12 protein-coding genes are annotated in these 15,438 nt (G+C 62.4%); 4 read left to right on the top strand and 8 right to left on the bottom strand.

Annotation, left to right across the window (positions count from 1 at the left end; all coding sequences use genetic code 11):
* Positions 1-141: 141 nt before the first annotated feature.
* On the bottom strand, positions 142-1,218 hold the full coding sequence (gene trpS, locus CLU93_RS00365; RefSeq protein ID WP_243420194.1) for a tryptophan--tRNA ligase: 1,077 nt from the start codon (positions 1,216-1,218) through the stop codon (positions 142-144).
* 297 nt (positions 1,219-1,515) lie between these two features.
* Between trpS and CLU93_RS00360 the strand changes: the two genes are divergently transcribed.
* Positions 1,516-3,495: a CocE/NonD family hydrolase gene (locus CLU93_RS00360; RefSeq protein ID WP_099759529.1), complete on the top strand. Its 1,980-nt coding sequence runs from the start codon at positions 1,516-1,518 to the stop codon at positions 3,493-3,495.
* Here the strand turns inward: CLU93_RS00360 and CLU93_RS00355 are convergent.
* The 4 genes from CLU93_RS00355 to CLU93_RS00340 form a co-directional block, all read right to left on the bottom strand.
* The gene (locus tag CLU93_RS00355) at positions 3,492-4,349 is read right to left on the bottom strand and encodes a DMT family transporter (RefSeq protein WP_099759528.1); all 858 of its coding nucleotides are present in this window, start codon (positions 4,347-4,349) and stop codon (positions 3,492-3,494) included. The two genes, CLU93_RS00360 and CLU93_RS00355, sit on opposite strands and share 4 nt — an antisense overlap.
* Before the next feature lie 10 nt (positions 4,350-4,359).
* Positions 4,360-5,187, bottom strand: coding sequence for a substrate-binding periplasmic protein (locus CLU93_RS00350; RefSeq protein WP_099764158.1), 828 nt, complete (start codon positions 5,185-5,187; stop codon positions 4,360-4,362).
* A 100-nt stretch (positions 5,188-5,287) separates the two neighbouring features.
* Positions 5,288-6,571, bottom strand: a complete 1,284-nt coding sequence (locus CLU93_RS00345; RefSeq protein WP_099764157.1) for a TCR/Tet family MFS transporter — start codon at positions 6,569-6,571, stop codon at positions 5,288-5,290.
* A gap of 119 nt (positions 6,572-6,690) precedes the next feature.
* On the bottom strand, positions 6,691-7,341 hold the full coding sequence (locus tag CLU93_RS00340) for an HD domain-containing protein (RefSeq protein ID WP_099759527.1): 651 nt from the start codon (positions 7,339-7,341) through the stop codon (positions 6,691-6,693).
* A 332-nt stretch (positions 7,342-7,673) separates the two neighbouring features.
* Here CLU93_RS00340 and CLU93_RS00335 point away from each other — a divergent pair, with 332 nt between their 5' ends.
* The 3 genes from CLU93_RS00335 to CLU93_RS00325 all read left to right on the top strand — a co-directional run bounded on the left by CLU93_RS00335 (position 7,674) and on the right by CLU93_RS00325 (position 11,728).
* The gene (locus CLU93_RS00335) at positions 7,674-8,165 is read left to right on the top strand and encodes a chemotaxis protein CheW (RefSeq protein WP_035818113.1); all 492 of its coding nucleotides are present in this window, start codon (positions 7,674-7,676) and stop codon (positions 8,163-8,165) included.
* A 216-nt stretch (positions 8,166-8,381) separates the two neighbouring features.
* Complete coding sequence (locus CLU93_RS00330; protein WP_099759526.1) at positions 8,382-10,010, top strand: methyl-accepting chemotaxis protein; 1,629 nt, start codon at positions 8,382-8,384, stop codon at positions 10,008-10,010.
* An 80-nt stretch (positions 10,011-10,090) separates the two neighbouring features.
* A complete protein-coding gene (locus CLU93_RS00325; RefSeq protein WP_099759525.1) occupies positions 10,091-11,728 on the top strand; it encodes a methyl-accepting chemotaxis protein in 1,638 nt (545 codons plus the stop codon).
* A 53-nt stretch (positions 11,729-11,781) separates the two neighbouring features.
* On the opposite strand, the gene CLU93_RS00320 is transcribed toward CLU93_RS00325, so the two are convergent.
* Genes CLU93_RS00320 through mgtA form a run of 3 tightly spaced genes read right to left on the bottom strand, consistent with a single transcriptional unit; the run spans position 11,782 to position 15,365 of the window.
* A complete protein-coding gene (locus CLU93_RS00320; RefSeq protein WP_099759524.1) occupies positions 11,782-12,294 on the bottom strand; it encodes a ribonuclease HI family protein in 513 nt (170 codons plus the stop codon).
* Positions 12,291-12,644, bottom strand: a complete 354-nt coding sequence (locus tag CLU93_RS00315) for a DUF6677 family protein (RefSeq protein ID WP_099759523.1) — start codon at positions 12,642-12,644, stop codon at positions 12,291-12,293. The genes CLU93_RS00320 and CLU93_RS00315 overlap by 4 nt, the downstream gene beginning before the upstream one ends.
* Before the next feature lie 36 nt (positions 12,645-12,680).
* Positions 12,681-15,365: a magnesium-translocating P-type ATPase gene (gene mgtA / locus CLU93_RS00310; RefSeq protein WP_099759522.1), complete on the bottom strand. Its 2,685-nt coding sequence runs from the start codon at positions 15,363-15,365 to the stop codon at positions 12,681-12,683.
* Positions 15,366-15,438: the final 73 nt, after the last annotated feature.

Raw genomic sequence — 15,438 nt, 5'->3', positions numbered from 1 at the left:
GACCCTAAGACAAGTGCCGGGGTCGGACTCAGGGGCCGACCCCAGACTCTGCTGTTGGGTTAGGCAAAAAAAAGGCCCTGCGGAGACGGGATTCTACCCGACTCCGCCAAGGCGCATCAGTTTGCTATTTGTAAATGGTAATCAGAAGTAATTCAGGCCCAGCGCCGACTTGACTTCATCGGCCGTGCGGGCCGCCACTTCGCGCGCCTTGAAGGTGCCTTCTTTCAGCATCTGGATGACTTGCCCCTTGTCTTTGGCGAACTCTTCGCGGCGGGCGCGGATCGGCGCCAGCATTTCCTGCAAGACCAGGTCCAGGCGTTTCTTGACGATGCTGTCGCCCAGGCCGCCGCGCACATAATGCGCTTTCATCTCGGCCAGCGCCGCTTTTTCCGGGTCGAACGCGTCCAGGTACGTGAAGGCGATGTTGCCTTCCAGGTGGCCCGGGTCTTCCACGCGCAGGTGCAGCGGGTCCGTGTAGACTTTTTTCACGGCGGCCGTGATTTCGGCTGAGGTCGCGCCCAGGTTGATGGTGTTGCCCAGCGACTTGCTCATCTTCGCCTTGCCGTCGATGCCGGGCAGGCGGCCGATGTCGGGCACCAGCGCCTTGCATTCCATCAGCACTTCGCGGTTGTACATGCGGTTGAAGCGGCGCACGATTTCATTTGTTTGCTCGATCATGGGGATCTGGTCTTCGCCCACGGGTACCACGCCCGCCTTGAAGGCCGTGATGTCGGCCGCCTGGCTGGCCGGGTAGGTCAAAAAGCCCGCTGGAATGTCGCGCTCGAAGCCGCGCAAGCGGATTTCTTCCTTGACGGTGGGGTTGCGCTCGAGGCGCGCCACGGTGACGATGTTCAGGTAGTAAAAGGTCAGCTCGGCCAGTTCCGGGATTTGCGACTGGATGAAGACCGTGGTTTTGGTCGGGTCGATGCCGACGGCCAGGTAATCGAGCGCCACTTCGACGACGTTGCGGTGCACCTTGTCGATGTCATCCATATTGTCCGTCAGCGCCTGCGCGTCGGCCAGCATGATGAACTGCTTGTAGCTGTTCTGGTAGCGGACGCGGTCGCGCAGGCTGCCCACGTAGTGGCCCAGGTGCAAGGGGCCGGTCGGGCGGTCGCCCGTCAGGATCACGGATTGCGAAGCGATGGCGGCAGCCGACAGCGGTGCTGCCGGGGCGTTGTCGGTGTCGGGGGTATCGGGGGTGTTAGGCAAGCTCATCAAGTTTCCTTTTGAGCCGCCTGCATCGGGGATGATCCAGGCTGAGCCTGTTACGCCACCGATCGAGGCGGCGTGGATCAAATTCACATCACTATAGAGTGGCCGCGCGAAAGTGAGCGGGACCACCAATTCAAGCAGGCGTGTTGTGACGGGATAAATTTCATGGCGTTATGGTTGCAGTTCGTGCGCGTTCTGTCAAGTTGCGTGCCGATTTATCTGCCGCGCAAGCGGCTGCTGAATTTCTGTCAACCTTGCTTTGCGAGTACTATTGTCGACATGAATCTTTTGGAGACGTGTATGCCTGTTGTATCCCCCATCCGCCTGAGTGGCCTGGCCCTGCTTGTCAGTACCTTGTTCATCGCTCCCGTGCTGGCGCAAACGCCGCAAACGCCACGACTGCTGCAAACGCCGCAAACGCCGCCGATGACGCCCGATATCGGCGCCAGGCTGGTGATGCCCGACGTCAATGATTACGTCAAGCGCGTGGTGATGATCCCCATGCGCGACGGCGTCAAGCTGTACACGGTGATCGTCGTGCCGAAAGGCGCGAAAGGAGCACCGATCATGCTCACGCGCACGCCCTACAATGCGGCCCGCCGCGCCCAGCGCACGGCCAGCCCCAGCATGCTGGCCACCTTGCCGCAGGGCGACGATACCCTGGTGGAAAATGGCTACATCCGCGTGTTCCAGGACGTGCGCGGCAAGCATGGCTCGGAAGGCGATTACGTGATGACGCGCCCCGTGCGCGGCCCGCTCAACGATACCAAGGTCGATAACGTCACCGATGCGTGGGACACCGTCGACTGGCTGGTGAAAAATGTGCCGGAAACGAATGGCAAAGTGGGCATGCTGGGTTCCTCGTACGAGGGACATACGGTGCTGATGGCCCTGGTCGACCCGCATCCGGCGCTGAAGGTGGCCATACCGATGAGCGCCATGGTCGACGGCTGGCGCGGCGACGACTGGTTTCATAATGGCGCCTTCCGCATGCCCAGCCTGTCGTACATCGCGGGGCAGACGAGCGTGCGCGGCAGCGGCGAATCGCCGGCCCTGGGCGTCTACGACGATTACGAGGCGTATCTGCGCATCGGCTCGGCGCGCGACTTTGCGAAGAAATTCGGCATCGACAAGCTGACCTATACGAAAAAGCTGTTCGAACACCCGGCCTACGACAGTTACTGGCAGGAGCAGGCGCTCGATAAAATCCTCGCAAAACGCCCGCTGATCGTGCCCACCATGCACGTGGTAGGACAGTGGGACCAGGAAGATATCTATGGCCCGTACGCTACCTACTGGGCCATGGAAGGGCGCGACACGCGCAACAACCTCAATTACCTGGCCATCGGCCCGTGGCGCCACAGCGGCGTCAACTATGACGGCTCCAGCCTGGGCGCCTTGAAGTTTGACGGCGATACGGCGCGCCAGTTCCGTGAAAAAGTCATGCAGCCATTCCTCAATCAATACTTGAAGGATGGCGCGCCGGAAGCGAACACGGCGCCCGTGGTGTCGTACCAGAGCGGCACCAACCAGTGGCAGCGCCTGCAACAGTGGCCGCTGGCCTGCGAGACCTGCGACACGAAGCTGACGCCGATCTACCTGCACGATGGCTTCCAGCTGGGCTTTGTGGCGCCATCGGGCGCTGCGGATGCGGCGGAAGGTGCCTTCGACGAATACGTGTCCGATCCCGCGAAACCCGTGCCGTTCGTACCGCGTCCCGTGCGCCTCAATGACGCCGACGTGTGGAAGCCATGGCTGGTCAGCGACCAGCGCGGCTATGCGGACCGCACGGACGTGCTCAGCTATGTTTCCGAACCGTTGAAGACGGCCGTGCGCATCGCCGGCGCGCCGATGGTGAACCTGTTCGCCGCCACCAGCGGTACGGATGCGGACTGGGTGGTAAAACTGATCGACGTGTATCCGGACGAGGTGCCGTCGCAGCCGGCCATGGGCGGGTATCAATTGGGCGTGGCGATGGATATCTTCCGCGGCCGCTACCGTGAGAGTTTCGAGCACCCGTCGATGATAACGCCGGGCAAGGTGGAGCGCTACCGCTTCGCCTTGCCGAACGCGAACCACGTCTTCCTGCCCGGCCACCGCATCGCCGTGCAAGTGCAGTCGAGCTGGTTCCCCCTGTACGACCGCAACCCGCAAAACTACGTGCCGAACATCTTCCTGGCCGACCCAGGCCATTACAGAAAGGCGACGCAGCGCGTGTACCACGCGACAGGGGCGACCAGCGCCATCGAGTTGCCGATCGCGCCGCTCGACGCCCGCTAGCCCATGCGCATCAGCACTGCACCAGCCGCGATCAGGGCGATGGCCAGGTAGCGGCGGGGGCTGATTTTTTCGCGCAGGAACAGGGCCGCAATGGCGATGGCGAACAGAATCGACGTCTCGCGCAGGGCCGCGATGGCCGCCACGGGCGCCTGCGTCATGGCCCACAGGGCCAGGCCATACGAGGCGAGGGTACCGAGGCCGCCCAACACGGCCAGATGCCATTGCGTTTGCGCATACGCCAGCAGGCCGGCGCGGCGGCGCAGCAAGGTCCACAGCAGCAGTCCCGTGCCGTTCAAGACAAAAATCCACATCGTGTAGGCGGCCGGTGCGCCCGACAGGCGCACGCCGATGCCGTCGATCAGGGTATAGCTGGCGATGACGCAGGCATTGACCAGCGCAAAGGCGGTGGCGCGTCCCGTGTTTTTCGCGATGCCGGCCGTGGCGGGCAGGCGCGCCGCAACATACAGGCCGAGGATGCCCGCGCAGATGCAGGCCACGGCACCCATCTGCATGGCGGACAGCCGCTCGCCGATCAGCGGCCAGCTGGCCAGCGCCACGAGCAGCGGTGCGCTGCCGCGCATCAAGGGGTATGCATGGCTCATGTCGCCCGCCTGGTAGGCGGCCGCCAGCAGCGAGTAATAGGCCAGCTGTGCCACGGCCGAGGCGGCCAACCAGGGCCAGCTGGCGGGCGCGGGGCTGTTGACAAAGGGCAAGACGGCCAGCGAAATCAGGGCCGCGCCGACGGACACCAGCACGGTCGTGAGGAACGTATCCTTGCCCGACTTGACAATGGCATTCCAGCTGGCGTGCAGCAGGGCGGCAAACAGGACGACGGCGACGACCAGGCCGGACATGCAAGTATCCTTAGCGCGGGCGTATGCTCAGCGAGAGCAGTTCCTGGCGGTGATGGCGCTGGAAGGCGTCCATCACGGTGCCCGAGCGGCCCGCCTTGTCCAGCAATTCGCGCAGGGTGGCCTGGTCTTCCGTCGTGAGGGACTTGCGCGACAGGTAGACGCCGCTCATGCCCCAGGGCAGCTCCGGCAGCGCTTCCAGGCGCAGGCGGTCGGCCAGGCCGTACACGCGCGCATCGTTTTGCGCCACGCCGGCGAGGATGGTGGGCGCCATGATGGTGGCATCGATGAAGCCGCTTTGCATCAGACGCGCCACGGACAGGGCGTCGACTTCATAAAACAGGCGTCCCTGGCTGCTCAGCTCCTTCGCCAGTGCCTGGTACGGTGCGCCATAGTCATAGCCGCGCACCAGCGCCACGCGCAATTCGCGCCGCTCGATGAGTTCCTGCATGGTGTTGATCGGCGTGCGCGCGCCCTGCAGCGAGATCAGCAGGGGGCGGCTGCCCAGCATGGGGATGAACAGGCCATGCTGGTCGCGCCGCAGCGTGCTGCTGGCCGGGATCAGCAAGTCTGCCTTGCCCGCCTCGAACATCGCTTCCAGGCGCGCGCGGGGCACGGCCGTGAAGATGAAATTGCAGCCCAGCTTGGCGCCCATGCTGCGCAGCAAGTCGGGATAGATGCCGCTGATGCTGGCGCCATTGACGACCACGCTGGCGCCGATGGCCGAGACGGGTACCTGGATGTCGCGCGAGCACTGCGCGCTTGCCAGCGATGGCAGCGCCAGCGCCAGCGCCAGCAGGGCTACGGTTCGGCGCCAGGCGCTGGAATAAAAGTCAGTCATACCCATCCTTGCTTGCCATCGAATCGCGGGCGTCGGCAACGCCCGCTTGATTATCCCATTCTCGCCTATTTATTTCTCAAGTGCAATATTATCTTGCCGACTACTTTGTGGTGGAAACCGCAAGTCTGGCCTGGCGTTGTGCCTTGAAGTAGCGCCAGGCCACCAGGATACCCAGGGTTTGCATGATGGCGCACAGATAGAAGGTGCTGCCGATGCGCCAGTCTTGCGGCGGCAAATGGCTCACTTCACCGAGGATCATGCTGCCGAGCAAAGGCATGATGATGATGCCCAGGCTGCTGATCGACTGCAAAGAACCCATCAGTTCTCCCTGTTCGCTGGCGTTTGATGATTTCGAGATGATGCCTTGCAGGGCAGGGCCGGCGGCAAAGGCCAGCAGGTTGCACAGGATCAGCGCATACATCATCCAGCCCTGCGTCGCCAGGCCGTACAGCAAATAGGTGAGGGCGCCCGAGGCCATGCCCAGCAAGGACAGGCGCACTTCGCCAAAGCGCTTGATCAAAATGCCCAGCAAGCCCGCCTGCACCACGGCCGCGCACAGGCCCACGCAGAACAGGGCGATGCCGTTCTGGCGCGGCGTCCAGTCAAAGCGGAAATGGGTATATAGCACCCAGGTGGTGTTGAGCATCATTTGCGCAAACGTCATCAGGCCGAAGGCCAGCACCAGGCCGCGGATGTCCACGCGGCGCACCAGTTTCAGCAGGGCGGCAAACGGATTGATGCGCGCCCAGGTAAATGGCGCGCGGGGGCCGGGCTGCAGCGATTCGGGCACGCAGAAATAGCCGTAGACGAAATTGGCCGCCGACAGGCCCGCCGCCACGTAAAACGGCAGGTGCAGATTGATCTCGCCCAGCAGGCCGCCCAGCATGGGACCGCAAATGAAGCCCAGGCCAAAGGCGGCGCCGATCTTGCCGAAGCTCTTGGCGCGGTTGTCGTGCGTGGAAATGTCGGAGGCATACGCGGACGCGACCGACATGCTGGCCGACGAGACGCCGCCGATGATGCGGCCGATGAACAGGCAGGCCAGGTTCGGCGCCCAGCCCGTGGCGAGAAAATTGACGCCCATGCCGGCCATCGAGTACAGCAGCACGGGACGGCGTCCCACGCGGTCGCTGATGGCGCCCAGCATGGGCATGAAGATGAACTGCAGCAAGCCGAAGACGGCCGCCATGATGCCGTACCAGAACGCTTGCGCTTCCTTGCCGTTGACAAAGTCGCCGATCAGAATGGGCAGCACGGGCACCACCAAGCCGATGCCCAGCATGTCGATGAAGACGCAGACGAGGATGAAATTGAGGTTGCCGGCGCGCGCGGGCGCGGCGGGGGAGGACGGGGAATGGCTGTCGTGGCTGGTTTTATCGGACATGCATGCTTTCGGCGCGTTGGCAAAGCGCCGGCGCGTGACAGGTTTTTGGCGACGCGCGGCGCGATAGCTGAGGCTTGCATTATAGACAGCATGAGCCACGCTGGCTATCGCCACCAAGCTTATGCGCGCATTCCCCATTCGTCGGCAAAGGCGGCGCGAAAATCCGTCAGCACGGCGAGGCGCTGTTCGGCCAGGGCGCGGCCCGCCGCCGTCTGCATCTTGCCGGGCAGCTTGTCGAGCTTGGTGACGATATGGTCGAGCGCGTAGGCCTTGTCGTCGAGTTCACGATGCTGCGCCAGCGGGTCCGCGCCATGCGCCAGCGCGCTATCCATGCGCGCCGCCGTATAGAACAGGCGCGCCAGTCCCACGGCGCCCAGCGCGTCGATGCGGTCGGCATCCTGCACGATGCGCGCTTCGATGGTGTGCGGCGGCAAATTGGCAGAAAAGCTGTGCGTTTCGATGGCGTGGGCCACGCCGGCCAGTTTTTCTGCCGGAAAATCCAGTTCCGCCAGCTGGCGGCAAGCCAGCGCGGCTGCCTGGCGCGAGGCCAGGTGGCGTTCGGGATGGTTTTTCGGCAGGTTGACCAGGTCGTGCAGATAGCAGGCGGCCATCACGGTGAGGGCGTCGGCCTGCGCATGGTCTTGCAGCAGGACGGCGGCGTTGCGCCAGACGCGCTGCAGGTGGTTGATGTCGTGGGCGCTGTCGTCGCCCAGGCCGGCCGTGGCCAGTGCCAGCAGGCGTGGTTGCCATTGAGAAAGCAAAGAATCCATGGTTCAAGGTCGTAAAAAGCAGGGGCCGCCAGTGTGGCATAAAACGCCGCCACAGGTGGCAGGGAGCGTGGCGCCCCGGCGTGCCGCATTTGCCACATAAGTGCATTTTGGGAAAGCATCAGCCCGGGGATCGCTCTTTTTTAGTGCATGTAAAATTTACATGGGGTAACATTGCCGCACGGAAATTAGAAACATAAGCTAATTGCTAGAAAGTATTTGCAAAAAACATACAAGTGGCGGCCATTCATTGCATTGTGGATGGCTCGTCACGTCCAGGCTCGCGTACAGCGTGTCCTGGCCTGCGCCCCAGGCGAGTTAACGAAAGGATTATCATGAACACCATTTCCAGCGACACTGGCGCAACCGTTGCCAAGGCTGCCGAATACCTGGCCTTTACCCTGGGCCAGGAAGAGTATGGCATCGACATCCAGAAAGTCAGCGAAATCCGCAGCTATGAAACGCCGACCCGCATCGCCAACGCACCCGAGTTCGTCAAGGGCGTGGTCAACTTGCGCGGCATCATCGTGCCGATCGTCGACATGCGCATCAAGTTCAACCTGGGCACGCCCAGCTATGACCAGTTCACCGTCGTCATCATCCTCAATATTGGCAACCGCGTGGTCGGCATGGTCGTCGACCGCGTCTCCGACGTCACGACCCTGATGCCGGAACAGATCAAGCCGGCGCCGGACATGGGCCGCTCGATCAATACGGAATATGTGATCGGCCTGGGCACCATCGACGAGCGCATGCTGATCCTGGTCGATATCGACCAGCTGATGTCCAGCGCCGACATGGGCTTGATCGAGAAACTGGCGGCGTAATGCCGCAGTGAAGAGAATTTCCCTGCATATTGTCAAAAACTATTGACATTAAGTATTGCATATCGTTTCCGCAGGGAGCACGCTAGCGCATTTTCCTGGCGCACGGTTCAACCGAACCGTGCGCCAGTTTACTTGGCGGGACAGATTTGGCGGCGTCCGCCATGCTGTTCCAGGCGCTGGCTGCAGGGCCTCTCTTCAGGATATTAGGATAGTCACATGAATTTGTTAAGAAACGTCAGCATCGGGGTCCGTCTGGGACTGGGCTTTGCCGTCATTTTGCTGTTTTCCATGATCATCACCGGCATCAGTGTCTGGCGCCTGCATGACGTGGCCAGCGCCACGCGCACCATGATGGAAGAGCCGCTGGCCAAGGAGCGGTATATTTCCGACTGGTATACGCGCATCGACAGCGCCGTGCGGCGCACGATCGCCATCGCCCGCAGCAGCGACACCTCGCTGAGCGGCTTTTTCGCCGAAGAGTCGAAAGTGTCGAGTGCCAGCTCGGCTGTCCTGCAAAAGAAGATCGCGGCGTTGCTGAAGGACCCGAAAGAACAGGCCATGTTCGCCAGTTTGCTGGAATTGCGCGAAGTGTATGTCGGCTCGCGCGACCAGGTCTACAAGCTCAAGGGCGAGTCCCAGTCCGAGGCCGCCAACGAAGTGTTTGAAAAAACCTTCGTGCCCGCCGCCGCCAAGTACCAGAAGATGGTCTACGGTTTGCTGGAGCACCAGCGCGCCACCATCGACGCCACCGCGCGCCAGATTGATGACATCGCCAGCACCAGCCGCAACCTGCTGTTATTGCTGTCGACGCTGGCGCTGGCTTTTGGCGTCGTGTGCGCCTGGCTGTTGACGATGGGCATCGTGCGTCCGCTGCGCACGGCCGTGGAGATCGCCCGCAAGGTGGCCGATGGCGACCTGACGGCGCAGATCGATGCCAGCGCCAAGGATGAAACTGGGCAATTGCTGCAAGCGTTGAAGGACATGAACACCAGCCTGCTCAATATCGTCGGCGAAGTGCGTAGCGGCACGGACAGCATCGCGACATCCTCGACGCAAATTGCCGCCGGCAACCAGGATTTGTCGAGCCGTACGGAAGAGCAGGCTGGTTCGCTGGAAGAAACAGCCTCGTCGATGGAAGAGCTGACCAGCACCGTGAAACAGAATGCGGACAATGCGCGCCAGGCGAATCAATTGGCGGCGTCGGCGGCGCAAGTGGCCGTCAAGGGCGGCGAAGTGGTGGCGCAAGTGGTGGGCACCATGCAATCGATCAATGCCTCGTCGAACAAGATCGTCGATATCATTGCCGTCATCGATGGAATCGCCTTCCAGACGAATATCCTGGCTCTGAATGCGGCCGTGGAAGCGGCACGCGCAGGCGAGCAGGGCCGTGGCTTTGCCGTCGTGGCCTCGGAAGTGCGCAACCTGGCGCAGCGCTCGGCTTCGGCGGCGAAAGAGATCAAGACCCTGATCGGCGCGTCCGTGGAGCAAGTCAACGCGGGCAGCATGCTGGTGGCGCAAGCCGGTTCGACCATGAACGATATCGTCGACAGCGTGCAGCGCGTGAGCGACATCATCACGGAAATCACGGCGGCCAGCAGCGAGCAAAGCGTGGGCATCGACGAGATCAACCGCGCCATCGGCCAGATGGATGCCGTGACGCAGCAAAACGCGGCGCTGGTGGAGGAGTCGGCTGCTGCCGCCGAATCGATGCAGCACCAGGCGCACAACCTGGCGCAAGTCGTCAGCGTGTTCAAGCTCAATGGCCAGCAGGCCAAGGTAAGTGGCGCGAGCACGCTGAAGCAGCCGGCAGCGCCGCACACTGCCTTGCGCCTCGGCGGACGCTGAATGCCGCTGCGGCTGCCCCGTGCAGCCGCAGCTTTCAGCTCCTTTTATATAGTCTGGTTCCGATTTTTCAGGATATTCACATGAATTTGTTAAGAAACGTCAGTATTGGTGTGCGGCTCGGCCTGGGTTTTGCCGTCATTTTGCTGTTTTCCCTGGTCATTACCGGCATCAGCGTCTGGCGTTTGCACGACGTGGCCACCGCCACGCGCACCATGATGGAGCAGCCGCTGGCGAAGGAACGCTATATTTCCGACTGGTACAGCAAGATCGACAGCGGCATCCGCCGCACCACGGCCATCGTGCGCAGCGCCGACACCTCGCTGGGACCGTATTTTGCGGAAGAAGCGAAACAGTCGTCCGTCGTTTCGAGTGAATTGCAAAAGAAAATCGAAGCCCTGATTTCCGGCCCGCAAGAAACGGAACTGTTCCGCCAGGTCAGCGAAATGCGCAAGGTGTATCTGGATTCCCGTGAGCAAGTCTCGAAGCTGAAGGCGGCCGGCCAGACGGAAGAAGCGGAAAAGGCCTTCCAGGCCGTGTTCGTGCCCGGCTCGACGAAGTACCAGAAAGTCATCATGAACATGCTGGAACACCAGCGCGCCAGCATTGACGCCACCGCGCGCGAGATCGATGCCGTCGCCAAGACCAGCCGCAACCTGCTGCTGGCGCTGGCCGCGCTGGCACTGGGCTTTGGCGTCGTGTGCGCCTGGGTCTTGACGATGGGCATCGTGCGCCCGCTGCGCACGGCCGTGGAGATTGCCCGCAAGGTGGCCGATGGCGACTTGACGGCGCAGATCGATGCCAGCGCCAAGGATGAAACCGGGCAATTGCTGCAAGCGCTGAAGGACATGAACACCAGCCTGCTCAATATCGTCGGCGAAGTGCGCAGCGGCACGGACAGCATCGCAACGTCCTCGACGCAGATTGCCGCCGGCAACCAGGACCTGTCTTCCCGTACGGAAGAGCAAGCCGGTTCGCTGGAAGAAACAGCCTCGTCGATGGAAGAGCTGACCAGCACCGTGAAACAGAATGCGGATAATGCGCGCCAGGCGAACCAGTTGGCGGCGTCGGCGGCGCAAGTGGCCGTCAAGGGCGGCGCCGTGGTGGCGCAAGTGGTGGGCACGATGGAATCGATCAATGCCTCGTCGAACAAGATCGTCGACATCATCAGTGTCATCGATGGCATCGCCTTCCAGACGAACATTTTGGCCCTGAATGCGGCCGTGGAAGCGGCGCGCGCAGGCGAGCAGGGCCGCGGCTTTGCCGTCGTGGCCTCGGAAGTGCGCAACCTGGCGCAGCGCTCGGCTTCGGCTGCAAAAGAGATCAAGACCTTGATCGGTGCATCCGTGGAGCAAGTCAACGCGGGCAGCATGCTGGTGGCGCAGGCCGGTTCGACCATGAACGACATCGTCGACAGCGTGCAGCGCGTGAGCGACATCATCACGGAAATCACGGCGGCCAGCAGCGAGCAAAGCGTGGGCATCGACGAGATCAACCGCGCCATCGGCCAGATGGATGCCGTGACGCAACAAAATGCGGCCCTGGTGGAAGAGTCGGCGGCCGCCGCCGAATCGATGCAGCACCAGGCGCACAACCTGGCGCAAGTGGTCAGCGTGTTCAAATTGAATGGACAGCAGGCCAGTGTCAGCGGCTTGAAGGGTGTAAAACGTCCGGCAGGCAAGGAAGCCAAGGCTAGCTTGCGGATCGGCCGCGCCGCTTAAGTTGCTTACCCCGTAACGGCTGGGGTCGTACCCTGAGGGTACGACCCCGGTATTTAAGCCTCTGGGGTGAAGCCGGCAATCGCCAGCTGCGACAGCCGGTCCGCCTCGCCATTCCTGTGGCGCGGCAGCCAGCGCAAGCTCACATCGTTGAATTGTTCCAGCAGGGCCACTACGGTGGCCCTGTGCATTTCCAGCCCCTTGGCGCCGACCGGCGTCGTTTCCAGCACATCGTTGATCACCACCTGGCTGTCGCCGAACAGCAGCAATTGCTCGGGCGGCGGGCGCACGGCCTGCGCCGCCCGCAGTACGGCGATCAGGGCTGCATATTCCGCGTCGCTGCTGCTGCCATAACCGGCCGCCTGGCTCACTTCGATGCGCTCGCCATGCGGCCCCAGCAGCAGGGCGCCTATGCCCAGCTTGCCCGGGTTCGGATGGGCGGAACCATCGAACCAGCCGCGCCAGGCCAGCGGGCCGCCATCGTCCTGGCGGCTGAGCGCCAGCTGCGCGCGGCGCGCCTGCATCTTCGCTTCCTTGCGCAGTTTTCGCGCCTGCGCTTCCGCCGTCATGGCTTGAGGAACCAGGTATCGATCAGGCTGCCTATCCAGCAGGCCACCAGCACGCTCACGGCCAGCGTCATGGCGGGGCCGTCATTGGCGGACAGCGCATCGACTTTCTCGACGATCAGCTGCACGTCGAGGGGCAGGGCGCCACTGTCGATCTGTGCCATAACTTGGTCCAAACGTGCCATGATCTGGCGCAATACGAGCACCAGCGCGACCAGCGCCGGCACGAGGAACAGGCAGCCGCGCGCCTTGCGTTTCAATAGGAAATGCCCGCTGCCGGGAAAGACGAGGGCCGACAGCAGCAGGGCTTGCGTGCGTTTCGATTTTGATGGAGATGAGGGAGAGCCGCTCATGCGCGCCTTGTGTGGGTGGAAGAGCGGCTCATCATACTATTGCCAGCCGAATTTGCGCAGGTACACGCGTTTCATGAACGTCGTCAGCACGGTGTAGCAGACGAGAATGCCCAGCAGCCAGGGGAAATAGCCCAGTGGCAAGGCTTGCAGCTTGAAGTAAGTCGCCAGCGGTCCCATCGGCAGGAACACACCCACGGCCATGATGAGGGTGGTGGCCACCAGCAGGGGCACGGAAGCGATGCTGTCGATGAAGGGCAGCTTGGGCGTGCGGATCAGGTGCACGATCAGGGTTTGCGTCAGCAAGCCCACGACGAACCAGCCGGACTGGAACAGGGTTTGCTGCTCAGGCGTATTCGCGCCAAACACATGCCACATCAAGATAAAGGTGCTGATGTCGAAGATCGAGCTGATGGGACCGAAGAACACCATGAAGCGGCCGATGTCGCGCGGGTTCCAGCTCAGGGGCTTCTGGATCAGTTCGGCGTCGACATTGTCGAAGGGAATGGCGATCTGCGACACGTCATACAGCAGGTTTTGCACCAGCAAGTGCAGCGGCAGCATCGGTAAAAACGGCAGGAAGGCGCTGGCCACCAGCACGGAAAACACATTGCCGAAGTTCGAGCTGGCCGTCATGCGGATATATTTGAGCATGTTGCTGAAGGTGCGCCGGCCTTCCAGCACGCCTTCTTCCAGCACCATCAGGCTCTTTTCCAGCAAGATGATGTCGGCCGCCTCCTTGGCGATATCGACGGCCGAATCGACGGAAATGCCGATGTCGGCCGCGCGCAGGGCGGGCGCGTCGTTGATGCCGTCGCCCATGAAGCCGACGATATGGCCATTGCCGCGCAGGGCGCGCACCAGGCGCTCCTTGTGCAGAGGGCTGAGCTTGGCAAACACGGTATGCTCTTCAGCCGCGCGGGCCAGCGTGGCGTCGTCCATCTCGTCCAGTTGCGGGCCTTGCAGCACGCCATGCACGGCCAGGCCCACTTCGCGGCAAATCTTCGCCGTCACCAGGTGGTTGTCGCCCGTCAAAACTTTCACGGTGACGCCGTGTTCCGCCAGCGCGCGCAGGGCGGGCGCCGTCGATTCCTTCGGCGGATCAAGAAACGCCACATAGCCGATCAGGGTCAGCGACGTTTCATCGGCCACGCCGTACACGGTTTTATGCGGCGGCACTTCCTTGACGGCCACGGCCACCACTCTCAGCCCTTCCGCATTCAGGCCGTGCGTGGTGTCCAGCACTTTCGCCAGCAGGACGGCGTCGAGCGGTACGTCCACGCCATTCAGGCGCAAATGGCTGCAGGCGGCGAGGATTTCCTCGACGGCGCCCTTGCAGATCAGCTCATGGTGGTCATTCTTTTCGGAAACGACGACGGACATGCGGCGGCGCACGAAATCAAACGGGATTTCATCGACCTTGACGTAATCGCGCGCCAGCTGCATTTCCGTCTGCAATTCCACATGGTCGAGCACGGCGCGGTCCAGCAGGTTTTTCAGGCCCGTCTGGTAGTGGCTGTTCAGGTAGGCAAATTGCAGCACTTCATCGGAGGGCTGGCCAAACACGTCCGTATGGCGCTCGAGCACGATCTTGTCCTGCGTCAGGGTGCCTGTCTTGTCCGTGCACAGCACATCCATGGCGCCGAAGTTCTGGATGGCATCCAGGCGTTTCACGACGACTTTCTTTTTCGACAGTTTCACGGCGCCCTTGGCCAGGGTGCTGGTGACGATCATCGGCAGCATTTCCGGCGTCAGGCCCACGGCCACGGACAGGGCAAACAGGAACGCTTCCATCCAGTCGCCCTTGGTCCAGCCATTGATCAGGAACACCAGCGGCGCCATCACGAGGGCGAAGCGGATCAGCAGCCAGCTGACGCTGTTGACGCCCGCTTCAAACGCCGTCGGCGTGCGCTCGGTGGCCGTCACGCGCGTGGCGATGGTGCCGAAATAGGTGCGGTTGCCGGTCGCCAGGACCAGCGCCGTGGCCGCACCCGAGATCACATTCGTGCCCATGAACAGCAGATTGGCCAGCTCCATCGGGTCTTTACCATGGGCATCGGCCAGTTCTGCCATCTTTTCCACGGGCAAGGATTCTCCCGTCATGGCGGCCTGGCTGACGAACAGGTCTTTCGCGGAAAGCAAACGGCAATCGGCGGGGATCATGTCGCCGGCCGACAGCACGATGATGTCGCCCTGCACCAGCTGGCGGATGGGCAGCTCGATTTGCTGGCCATTGCGCAGCACGGTGGCGGTATTGCTGACCATGGCTTTCAGGCGCTCGGCGGCCCGGTTCGAGCGGCCTTCCTGCACGAAGCGCAGCAGGGTCGACAAAATCACCATGGTGCCGATGACGATGGTGGCCTTCGGGTCTTCCGTCAGGTAGGAAACAATCGCCAGCACGGTGAGCAGCAGGTTGAACGGATTCTTGTAGCACAGCCACAGGTGCTGGTACCAGGCCAGCGGTTTTTCATGCTCGACTTCATTCGGCCCCGTTTGTGCGCCGATCACTTGCGCCTCGGCATCGCGCAAGCCTTCGGCCCGCGTGTGCAGCCGGTTCAGCGCGCTGTCGAGTTCTTCATGGGCGGCGGCCAGCAACTGGCGCGCCAGATGGTCGGGCACGGGGCGGGCCGTACTGTTTTCCAGCGGCATGGCGCGGCGGCGGAAATGGCCGGCCGTATGGCGCTTGCGCAGGAATGATTCGAATAAGCGGGTGAAGAGATTCATGGCTCTTCCTTTCACGGCGAGGTGTTGACGGGCGGCGCAGCCGCAGGCAAGACTTGCGTGCCGCCAAGACACA

The sequence above is a fragment of the Janthinobacterium sp. 35 genome (genome assembly GCF_002754575.1).
Taxonomy (GTDB): Bacteria; Pseudomonadota; Gammaproteobacteria; order Burkholderiales; family Burkholderiaceae_D; genus Janthinobacterium; species Janthinobacterium tructae.
The sequence above is the reverse complement of the archived record's forward strand: the minus strand, read 5'-3'. Positions and strand labels throughout refer to the sequence as shown.

Excerpts from the sequence above, each read along its gene's own strand:
- CLU93_RS00340 (WP_099759527.1), bottom strand. The coding sequence starts at position 7,341 with ATGGATTCTTTGCTTTCTCAATGGCAACCACGCCTGCTGGCACTGGCC.
- mgtA (WP_099759522.1), bottom strand. The coding sequence starts at position 15,365 with ATGAATCTCTTCACCCGCTTATTCGAATCATTCCTGCGCAAGCGCCAT.
- CLU93_RS00330 (WP_099759526.1), top strand. The coding sequence starts at position 8,382 with ATGAATTTGTTAAGAAACGTCAGCATCGGGGTCCGTCTGGGACTGGGC.
- CLU93_RS00335 (WP_035818113.1), top strand. The coding sequence starts at position 7,674 with ATGAACACCATTTCCAGCGACACTGGCGCAACCGTTGCCAAGGCTGCC.
- CLU93_RS00345 (WP_099764157.1), bottom strand. The coding sequence starts at position 6,571 with ATGTCCGATAAAACCAGCCACGACAGCCATTCCCCGTCCTCCCCCGCC.
- CLU93_RS00320 (WP_099759524.1), bottom strand. The coding sequence starts at position 12,294 with ATGACGGCGGAAGCGCAGGCGCGAAAACTGCGCAAGGAAGCGAAGATG.
- CLU93_RS00315 (WP_099759523.1), bottom strand. The coding sequence starts at position 12,644 with ATGAGCGGCTCTCCCTCATCTCCATCAAAATCGAAACGCACGCAAGCC.
- CLU93_RS00325 (WP_099759525.1), top strand. The coding sequence starts at position 10,091 with ATGAATTTGTTAAGAAACGTCAGTATTGGTGTGCGGCTCGGCCTGGGT.
- CLU93_RS00355 (WP_099759528.1), bottom strand. The coding sequence starts at position 4,349 with ATGTCCGGCCTGGTCGTCGCCGTCGTCCTGTTTGCCGCCCTGCTGCAC.
- trpS (WP_243420194.1), bottom strand. The coding sequence starts at position 1,218 with ATGAGCTTGCCTAACACCCCCGATACCCCCGACACCGACAACGCCCCG.
- CLU93_RS00360 (WP_099759529.1), top strand. The coding sequence starts at position 1,516 with ATGCCTGTTGTATCCCCCATCCGCCTGAGTGGCCTGGCCCTGCTTGTC.
- CLU93_RS00350 (WP_099764158.1), bottom strand. The coding sequence starts at position 5,187 with ATGACTGACTTTTATTCCAGCGCCTGGCGCCGAACCGTAGCCCTGCTG.